We start from the raw sequence: 9,493 nt of genomic DNA on the forward strand, positions 1-9,493 counted from the left end.
CGGCGGGCGGCTCGAGGCGTGCCCGAGTGCGGGTCAGCCCTGGCGGGCCAGGTCCGCCGCGCCGACCAGGCCGGCCTTGCCGCCGAGCTGTGCGGCGAGCACCTGGGCGTGCGGCCGCCAGGCGCCGCCGACCAGCCAGCGCTTGAAGGACTTGCGGATGGGGTCGAGGACGAGGTCGCCCTCGTCGGAGACGCCGCCGCCGACGATGAACGCCGACGGGTCGAAGAGGGAGGCCAGGTCGGCCAGGCCCGCGCCGGCCCAGCGGGCGAGTTCGCGGAAGGCGTCGACGGCGACCAGGTCGCCGGCCCGCGCGGCCTCGCTGATGTGCTTGCCCTCGATGCCGTCGGGGGTCCCGTCGCCGAGCGAGAGGAGGAACGCCGCGTTCTCGGGGGTGGCGTTGGCGCGCTGCTTGGCGTAGCGGACGAGCGCGCGGCCGGAGGCGTACTGCTCCCAGCAGCCCTGGCTGCCGCAGCCGCACAGCAGGCCGTCGGGGACGACGCGGATGTGCCCGAACTCGGCGGCGACGCCGAAGCGTCCGCGGCGCAGCTTGTTGCCGATGATGATGCCGCCGCCCAGGCCGGTGCCGAGCGTGATGCAGATGACGTCCTCGTGGCCCTGGCCGGCGCCGAAGCGGTATTCGCCCCAGGCGGCGCAGTTGGCGTCGTTCTCGACGACGACCGGCAGGCCGATGCGCTGCTCGACCTTGTCCTTGAGCGGTTCGTGGCGCCAGTTGATGTTCGGCGCGAAGAGGACCGTCGCGCGCTTGTCGTCGACGTATCCGGCGGCGCCGATGCCGACGGCTTCGATGGTGTGGTTGCTGCTGACCTCGGACACGGCGGCGCAGATCGCCTCCGTCACTCCGTCCGCGGTCGGCGGGGTGGGCACCTTGTACGTCTCAAGGATGGTGCCCTCTTCGTCGACCACGCCGGCCGCGATCTTGGTGCCGCCGATGTCGACGCCGATGGTGAGTCCCATTAGTCCCTCGGTTTCCGGTCAAGCCCCGCCACGGCCCACCGTACCCGAGCCCGGCGGAGTCTCAGTCGAGATCGATCCGCTGGGCCGGGCCCTCGTCGGGGCCGTGGTCGCGGCCGTCCTCGTCTTCGGCGTGCTTGCGGGGGGCGGGGGGCTCGTCGCGGACCCAGCGGCGTTCGTGGCCTTCGACGGCCGAGCGGTAGGCGGCGAGCAGCTCGGTCCCGGCGGCCGCGAGGTGGCCGAAGACCTCCGGGTTGCGCTCGATGACGGGTTTGGCGGCGGTCTTGGCCTGGTTGACGAACTGGCGTACGGCGCCCTGGGCGGCTGCGGCGAGCTCCGGGTTGTTGAGGGCGGAGACCTTGTCGGCGACGGCCCCGAAGAGCTTGAAGAGCTCTTCGGCGGCGGTGCCGGTTCCGGTGGCGCCCGCCCCGGTGCCCTGCTCGCGCTCGGCCCGGCGGCGCTCCCGTTCGGCGGCGAGGTCCTCGGCGCAGGCCTTCGCCCAGGCGTCGTCGTCGGTGGGGCGGTCGGTGGCCTCGCTCATGGCGGACTCTCCTGAGGCGGCTGCGGTAGGGGCTACCTCCGACGTTACCCGAACGGGGGTACGCCGTTCCGTACGCGTCTCAGCGCGCGCGGGGCCACAGCTGCGGGTCGGGGGTGAAGCGGACGCGGAGCACCCCGTCGGTGAGGGCGGCGCCGGAGACGGTGCAGCGGCGCAGGGCGGAGGGGAGGGAAACGGTCCTGCGGTGGGGGCCGACGGCGAGGAGCAGCTCGTCGCCGCGCCGGATGAGGTCGAGCTCGCTCTTGTGGGCGCGGGGCAGCGGGACCGCCCAGACCAACACCCCGTCCTCGGCGAGCCGGTCCTCGACGGGCCAGCCGGGGCGTGCCGCGGGGGCGGGGGCGAGGCGGGGGGCGAGTCCTTCGGCGCCGGCGAGCTCGCCGGGGTGCTCGGGGTCGCGGCCGAGGTGCGCGAGCGGGACGACGGGCCGGTCCCGTTCCCATCGCGCGAGGTGCTCCGCCTGCCGGGCGGCGAGCCCGGCGAGCCAGGGGTCGGCGGAGTCCCGGGGGACGAGGCGGTTGGCGACCAGGTCGTGGACGGGCACCTCGTAGAGGGCGAGGCCGAGCGTGGCGGAGCGCAGGGCGGCGTCGGCGGCGGGTCCCGGTTCGGCGACGAGGCGGACCCGGGTGGTGGGGGCCTCGACGACGGCCTGGACGGCGGCGAGCTCCTCGTCCCAGCGGGCGGCGGTCTCGTAGAGCCACCGGGCGGGCATGGGGACCCCGGCGAGCTGGGCCAGTACGGGGCGCAGGGCACGGGCAGCCTGGCGCTCGGCGGGCAGCAGGCGGGCGAGGTAGCGGCGCAGCTGGGCGGGGAGGGCGAGGGTGGTCAGGGCCTGGTGCAGCGGGGGCATGTCCACGACGACGAGGTCGGTGGCGGGTGCGGTGGCGGCGCGGCGCAGGCCGCGCAGGAGGGCGAACTGTTCGGCGCCGGGGAGTTCGGTGAGTTCCTCGGCGCCGAGGGGGGTGCCGCCGAGCATGCCGAGGAGGGTGGCGCCGCGTTCCTGGAGGGCGGCGAGTTCGGTGCGGAACTCCTCGCCGGAGTCGATGCGGGTGACGCGGAGGCCGTCGGGGGCGGGGGTGCCGGCCGCCGCCCAGGGGTCCTCGGCGCAGAGCAGGAGCACGCGCTGCCCGGCGCGGGCCGCGGCGGCTGCGGTGGCGGCGGCCACGGTGGTGCGGCCTGACCCTCCGGGGCCGGTGATCAGCAGGGTGTGCGGCATGGGGGTGCTCCGGGGTGTAGATCGTCCTGCCCGAACGCTACGCCCGCGCCGACCCGGACCCGGGCCGGGGTCCCGCTGCACGGAGCCGTCTCCCCGCCCCGCCCTTTCTCCGTTTCCCGGGGCTCCGCCCCGGGCCCCGCGCCTCGAACTCCCCCGGCTACCGCTGGGAGGTGACCCCCTGGCGGGGCTGACATGGCCCCGCCGGCGTCGGGCGTTCAGGCCGATTCGACCCGCTTCTTCAGGCCCGCCAGGGCGCGGTCGATGATGACCTTCTCCGCCTTGCGCTTGATCATGCCGAGCATCGGGATCTTGACGTCGACGGTCAGCTGGTAGGTGACCTCCGTGCGCCGGCCGCCGTCCAGCGGGGCGAGGCGGTAGGAGCCGTCCAGCTGGCGGAGCATCTGGGACTTGTGGAGGGTCCAGCTGACCTCGTCCTGGCCCTTCCAGCTGTAGGCCAGGGTGTGGTCGTCCTTGATCGCGCCCGCGTCCAGCAGCAGGCGGACCTTCTCGGCGCGGCCGTCGGCGTCGGTGGACAGCACCTCGGCCTCCTTCACCTCGCCGGTCCACTCGGGGTAGCGGGCGAAGTCGGCGATCACGGCCATGACCTCGGCCGGCGCGGCCTCGATCGTGATGCTCGAGCTGGTGTGTTCCGCCATCGCGGTCGCTCCTCCGGGGAGTATTCGGCAAGTGTGCGGGGGCCTCCGGCCGCCGCGTGAAGGCTACCGCGCGTCAGCGCCCCGCCACTCCGGGGCCCCGCTGCACGGGTGGCGGGTCACCACTCCAGGGCCCACGGCCGTCCGGTCGCCGCGAAGTGGCCGACGTTCACGCACTCGGTGGACCCGATCCGCATCCGCCGGGCCAGGGGCTGGTGGACGTGTCCGAAGAGGGCGTACCGGGGGCGGGTGCGGCGGATGGCGGCGAGCAGGGCGGTGCTGCCGCGTTCGAAGCGGCGGGCGACGGTGTCGTAGCAGAGCTCGGGGACCTCCGGGGGGATGTGCGAGCAGAGCACGTCGACCTCGCCGAGGGCCTCGACCTTGGCCGCGTACTCGTCCTCGTCGACCTCGTAGGGGGTGCGCATCGGCGAGGGCAGTCCGCCGCCGACGAAGCCGAAGACGCGGCCGCCGATCTCCACGCGCTGTCCGTCGAGGACGGTGGTGCCGGGCCGGGCGTACTCGTGCCAGAGGCCGGGGACGTCGACGTTGCCGTAGGTGGCGTACGTAGGGCTGGGGAAGGCGGCGAACATCTGCGCGTACTGGCGGCGCACCGCTTCCTCGATCATCCGTTCCCTGTCGAGGCCGTCCCACAGCCGGCGGCCGAATTCGCGTGCTTCGGCGAAGCGGCGCGCGGTGCGCAGTTCGACGATCCGGTGGGCGTTCTCCACGCCGAAGAGGTCGGGGAAGATGCCGCGCGAGTGGTCGGCGTAGTCCAGGAAGAGGACCAGGTCACCGAGGCAGAGGAGGGCGTCGGCGCCGTCGCCGGCGCGGGCGAGCGCTTCGGTGTTGCCGTGGACGTCGCTGACGACGTGGACCCGTGTACGCCTCTTGCTGGCACCCATGCGGCCACCCTAGGGCCGCTGGTGCCCGGCGGGTAGAGGGGGGCTCGCAGGCGGCCGGACCTGCGGTTACTTCCGAGTCCTGGAGCGGGTCGACTACTGTCGGCAGCGCTGTGGCGGCGCTTGCGATGCACGGCGAAGTCCAGAATGTGACGCACGGAACATCTGGCCGGTTACCTCTATCCGGAACCCACTACCGGTGGGTAACGTCCGGTCGGTCCACACGGTGGCGATGGCGCCCAGAGGAGCAGCAGTCTTGCGCGAGTTCAGCCTTCCGGCCCTGTACGAGGTCCCGTCGGACGGGAACCTGACGGATCTCATCCGCCGCAACGCCGCCCAGCATCCAGACACCGCCGTCATGAGCCGCAAGGTCGGCGGGCAGTGGCGCGACGTGACCGCGACGGAGTTCCTCGCCGAGGTCCGGGCCGCCGCCAAGGGCCTGATCGCGGCGGGCATCCAGCCCGGCGACCGGGTGGCGCTGATCTCCCGTACCCGCTACGAGTGGGTCCTGTTCGACTTCGCGATCTGGAGCGCGGGCGCGGTCACCGTGCCGGTGTACGAGACCAGCTCCCCGGAGCAGATCCAGTGGATCCTCGGGGACTCCGGCGCCGTCGCGGTCATCGTGGAGAGCCCGGCGCACGGCGCGACCGTCGAGGGCCTGCGCGACCGGCTGCCGGAGCTGCGCGAGGTCTGGGAGATCGAGCAGGACGCCTTCGGCGCGCTCAAGGCCGCCGGCGCGGAGGTCCCGGACGCGGACGTGGACGCCCGCAGCTCGCTCGCGAACGCCGACGACCCGGCCACCATCGTCTACACCTCGGGCACCACCGGCCGCCCCAAGGGCTGCGTGCTGACCCACCGCAACTTCTTCGCCGAGTGCGGCAACGTCGTGGAGCGGCTGAAGCCGCTCTTCCGCACCGGCGAGTGCTCGGTCCTGCTGTTCCTCCCGGCCGCGCACGTCTTCGGCCGCCTGGTGGAGGTGGCGGCGGTCCTGGCGCCGATCCGGCTGGGCTGCGTACCGGACATCAAGAACCTCACCGACGAGCTCCAGTCCTTCCGGCCCACGCTGATCCTCGGCGTGCCGCGCGTCTTCGAGAAGGTCTACAACTCGGCGCGCGCGAAGGCTCAGGCCGACGGCAAGGGCAAGATCTTCGACGCCGCCGCCGAGACCGCGATCGCGTACAGCCGGGCGCTGGACCTGCCCTCGGGCCCGTCCTTCGGCCTGAAGCTCAAGCACAAGATCTTCTCCAAGCTGGTCTACGGCAAGCTGCACGCCGTCCTCGGCGGCCGCGGCGAGTACGCGATCTCCGGCGGTGCCCCGCTGGGCGAGCGGCTCGGCCACTTCTTCCGCGGCATCGGCTTCACCGTCCTGGAGGGCTACGGCCTGACGGAGACCTGCGCGGCCACGGCGTTCCTGCCCTGGGACAAGCAGAAGATCGGCACGGTCGGCCAGCCGCTGCCGGGCTCGGTGCTGCGCATCGCCGACGACGGCGAGGTGCTGGTGCACGGCGAGCACGTCTTCAAGGAGTACTGGAAGAACGAGGCGGCCACCGCCGAGGCGATGTCCGACGGCTGGTTCCACACCGGCGACGTCGGCACCCTCGACGAGGACGGCTACCTGCGGATCACCGGCCGCAAGAAGGAGATCATCGTCACGGCGGGCGGCAAGAACGTCGCCCCCGCCGTGATCGAGGACCGCATCCGGGCGCACGCGCTGGTCGCCGAGTGCATGGTGGTCGGCGACGGCAAGCCGTTCGTGGCGGCGCTGGTCACCATCGACGAGGAGTTCCTCGGCCGGTGGGCCGCGGAGAACGGCAAGCCGGCCGGGTCCACGGCCGCGGACCTGAGCGAGGACGCGGACCTGATGGCCGCCGTCCAGAAGGCCGTGGACGACGGCAACGCGGCGGTCTCCAAGGCGGAGTCGGTGCGGAAGTTCCGCATCCTCCCCTCCCAGTTCACGGAGGAGTCGGGCCACATCACGCCGTCGCTGAAGCTCAAGCGGAACGTGGTGGCGAAGGACTTCGCGGACGAGATCGAGGGCCTGTACCGCTCCTGACGCGGTACGCCGCCTAACGCGGGTCCTCGGCCAGGATCCGCTCCATGTTCCGCTCGGCGAGGGCCGTGATCGTCACGAACGGGTTCACGCCGAGCGAGCCGGGGACGAGCGATCCGTCGGTGACGTAGAGCCCCCGGTAGCCCTTGACCCGCCCGTAGGCGTCGGTGGCCTCGCCGAGGACGCAGCCGCCGAGCGGGTGGTAGGTGAAGTTGTCGGCGAAGGCCTTGTTCTCGCCGAACAGGTCGTAGCGGTACATGGTGAAGTTCCTGAGGTTGACCCGGTCGAAGAGGTTCTTGGCCGCCGCGACCGACGGGGCGTTCTGGTCCCGGGTCCACTGGAGCCGCGCCGAGTCGGTGGCGGCGTCGTAGGTGAAGTGGCCGCGCTCCGGGTTCTTGGTGATGGCCAGGTACATCGAGATCCAGTGCTCGATGCCCATGGGGAGCGGGGCGATCTCCGCGAAGACCGGGTTGGCGGCGTTGTCCCAGTCGTCGATGCCCAGGGCGGGCATGGTGGCCTGGTTGGCGCCGACCGTGTCCCACAGGTGGTTGGCGCGGGCGGTCATGATGTTGCCGTTGGTGCCCCAGTTCTGCCCGACCCGGTCGCTGAGCGCGGGCAGGGCGCCGGTCTCGCGGGCGCGCAGCAGGATCTCGGTGGTGCCGAGGCTGCCGGCGCCGAGGAAGAGCTGGGCGCAGCCGAGTTCGCGGACCTGGGTGACCTTGCCGGTGACGTCGCTGGTGCGGACGGTCAGGACGTAGCCGCCGGCGGGGTCCTCGCGTACGGCGACCACGCGCTGCATGGTCTCGATGGTGACGTTGCCGGTGCCGAGGGCGGCCGCGAGGTAGGTCTTGTCGACGCTCTTCTTGCCGTGGTTGTTGCCGTAGATGACCTCGCCGGCGAGCGCGGACTTGGTGGCGGTGCCGGCGGCCTCGCGCTGCATGTAGCCGAAGTCGTAGACGTTGGGCACGAAGGTGGTCTTGAGGCCGGTGTTCTGGGCGTGCTTGCGGGAGATCCGGGCGAAGCGGTACCACTCGGTGGACTCGAACCAGCCGGGGTCGACGGAGTTGACGCCGAGCATGGCGCGGGCGCGGGGGTAGTAGGTGCCGTACATCTCCTCGGCGTCGACCTGGGGCAGCACCTCGGAGAAGTAGGAGCGGCGGGGCGTGGGGGCCATGCCGCCGTTGACGAGGGATCCGCCGCCGACGCCGCGGCCGACGTAGACGGACATGTCCCCGTAGTTCACGCGGTCGAGGACGCCGGGGTAGGGGCTGATGTCGCGGTTGACGACGTCCAGCCAGAGGAAGGTGGCGAGGGGGGCCTCGGTGCGGGTGCGGAACCACATGGACCGCTGGTCGGGGGCGGAGGTGGAGGGGAAGACCTTGCCGTCGGGGCCGGGGGTGTCCCAGAGCCGCCCCATCTCCAGGATGACGGTACGGACGCCGGCCTGCCCGAGTCTGAGCGCGGCCACGGCGGATCCGTAGCCGGATCCGACGACGACGGCGGGGGCGTAGCGGGCGGCGGGCGGGGCCTCGGCGGCGGTGGCGGTGGTGAGTCCGATGCGGGTGAGGCCGAGGGCCGCGGCGGTCCGGAGGGCAGTGAGGCCCAGTTGACGGCGTGTCAGGTTGGGGTTCATGGGCGCATGATGAGCGGATTCCGCTGAAGCGGCCATAACGCGGGGTGCCACGTATCTGAGTGACAGTCAGCCGTGGCTCCGCGCTGCGCGGGCGGAGGTCCCCTACCCGCCCTTCGCCCGTTCCCCGGGGCTCCGCCCCGGACCCCGCGCCTCAATCTCCCCCAGCTACCGCTGGGAGGTGCCCCCTGGCGGGGCTGGATTTCGCGCAGCGGCACCCGCGCCCCCGGCCCGGCTACAGCAGCTCGCGCAGGCGTTCCGCCAGGAGGTCCCAGCGCCACTTCTGCTCGACCCACGCCCGGCCCGCCGCGCCCATGCGGGCCCTCAGGGCCGGGTCCTGGAGGAGCGGGACGATGCGGTCGGCGGCGGCGGCCGGGTCGCCGCCCCGCACCACCCACCCCGTCTCGCCGTCGAGCACCGCGTCCGGCGCCCCGCCCGAGTCCCCCGCGACCACCGGCAGACCGGTCGCCGAGGCCTCCAGGTAGACGATGCCGAGGCCCTCCACGTCCAGCCCGCCCCGCCGGGTCCGGCACGGCATCGCGAAGACGTCGCCCGCCCCGTAGTGAGCCGGCAGCTCGGACCACGGGACGGCGCCCGTGAAGACCACCGAGTCCTCGACCCCCTTCGCGGCGGCCAGCGCGCGCAGGGGCGCCTCGTACGGGCCGCCGCCCACGATCAGCAGCACCGTGCCCGGCACCCGCGCCAGGATCTCCGGCATCGCCTCGATCAGCGTGTCCTGCCCCTTGCGCGGCACCAGCCGCGAGACGCAGACGACCACCGGCCGGTCGCTGAGCCCCAGCCGGGCCCGGACCGCGTCGCCGCCCGAACCGGGGTGGAAGGTCTTCTCGTCGACCCCCGGCGGGAGTTGGACCATCCGCGCCGCCGCCCGGTCCGTCACCGCCGAGGCGATCCGCGAGCGCGTGTACTCGCCGAGGTAGGTGAGCGTGTCCGTGCCCTCGCCGATCCGCCGCAGCAGCTGCCGGGCGGCCGGCAGCTGTGCCCAGCCCGCCTCGTGCCCGTGGGTGGTGGCGACCAGCCGCCGGGCGCCCGCACGGCGCAGCGCCGGGCCCATCAGGCCGAGCGGGGCGGCCGCCCCGAACCACACCGACTCGCAGCCGTGTTCGCGCAGCAGGGACACCGCCCGCCGGGTCACGCGGGGCGTCGGCAGCAGCATCGTCGTGCGGTCGCGGACCACGGTGAAGGGCTGCTCGGCGTCGAAGGCGGCGGTGGCCTCGCGGCCCTCCGCGCCGTGCTTCCAGGTGGAGGCGTAGACGACGACCCGCTCGGGGTCCAGCCGCAGCGCCATGTTGTGCAGGAAGGCCTGGATGCCGCCCGGGCGCGGCGGGAAGTCGTTGGTCACGATCAGCGTCTTGTGCATCCCCGCCAACGTACCGGACGGGAGGCCCGGCCCGGCTCCTAGGACCTGTCGTCAAACTCCCGTCTGCCCCGCGACGCCTGGCACGCGCTCTCGCCGCACCGGGCGAAAGCCAAGTACGTCCAGTACGCGGGCTTCCGCC

The 9,493-nt window shown here is 73.2% G+C and carries 8 protein-coding genes; 1 reads left to right on the forward strand and 7 read right to left on the reverse strand.

What is annotated here, in order from left to right; all coding sequences use genetic code 11:
* Positions 1 to 33: 33 nt before the first annotated feature.
* From AB0O29_RS32580 to AB0O29_RS32600, 5 genes are all read right to left on the reverse strand, one after another.
* The gene (locus tag AB0O29_RS32580) at positions 34 to 975 is read right to left on the reverse strand and encodes an ROK family glucokinase (protein WP_365159025.1); all 942 of its coding nucleotides are present in this window, start codon (positions 973 to 975) and stop codon (positions 34 to 36) included.
* Positions 976 to 1,036: 61 nt separating this feature from the next.
* Positions 1,037 to 1,513 carry a DUF5304 family protein gene (locus tag AB0O29_RS32585; protein ID WP_365159028.1) on the reverse strand — a complete coding sequence of 159 codons (477 nt, stop codon included), beginning with the start codon at positions 1,511 to 1,513 and terminating at the stop codon, positions 1,037 to 1,039.
* Between the two features lie 79 nt (positions 1,514 to 1,592).
* A complete protein-coding gene (locus AB0O29_RS32590) occupies positions 1,593 to 2,744 on the reverse strand; it encodes an ArsA-related P-loop ATPase (protein ID WP_365159031.1) in 1,152 nt (383 codons plus the stop codon).
* 215 nt (positions 2,745 to 2,959) lie between these two features.
* Positions 2,960 to 3,400, reverse strand: coding sequence for an SRPBCC family protein (locus AB0O29_RS32595; protein ID WP_365159034.1), 441 nt, complete (start codon positions 3,398 to 3,400; stop codon positions 2,960 to 2,962).
* Positions 3,401 to 3,516: 116 nt separating this feature from the next.
* The gene (locus tag AB0O29_RS32600) at positions 3,517 to 4,299 is read right to left on the reverse strand and encodes a metallophosphoesterase (RefSeq protein WP_365159036.1); all 783 of its coding nucleotides are present in this window, start codon (positions 4,297 to 4,299) and stop codon (positions 3,517 to 3,519) included.
* Between the two features lie 253 nt (positions 4,300 to 4,552).
* On the opposite strand from AB0O29_RS32600, the gene AB0O29_RS32605 reads away from it, so the two are divergent.
* Positions 4,553 to 6,349, forward strand: coding sequence for an AMP-dependent synthetase/ligase (locus AB0O29_RS32605; protein WP_365159039.1), 1,797 nt, complete (start codon positions 4,553 to 4,555; stop codon positions 6,347 to 6,349).
* Between the two features lie 13 nt (positions 6,350 to 6,362).
* On the opposite strand, the gene AB0O29_RS32610 is transcribed toward AB0O29_RS32605, so the two are convergent.
* Both AB0O29_RS32610 and AB0O29_RS32615 read right to left on the reverse strand, forming a co-directional pair.
* On the reverse strand, positions 6,363 to 7,979 hold the full coding sequence (locus AB0O29_RS32610) for a GMC oxidoreductase (protein ID WP_365159041.1): 1,617 nt from the start codon (positions 7,977 to 7,979) through the stop codon (positions 6,363 to 6,365).
* Between the two features lie 232 nt (positions 7,980 to 8,211).
* Positions 8,212 to 9,354 (reverse strand): glycosyltransferase family 4 protein, encoded by a 1,143-nt coding sequence (locus AB0O29_RS32615; protein ID WP_365159044.1) that lies wholly within the window; start codon positions 9,352 to 9,354, stop codon positions 8,212 to 8,214.
* Between the last annotated feature and the right edge of the window lie 139 nt (positions 9,355 to 9,493).

Source organism: Streptomyces sp. NPDC089915, from assembly GCF_040684675.1.
In the GTDB taxonomy this organism is placed as follows: domain Bacteria; phylum Actinomycetota; class Actinomycetes; order Streptomycetales; family Streptomycetaceae; genus Streptomyces.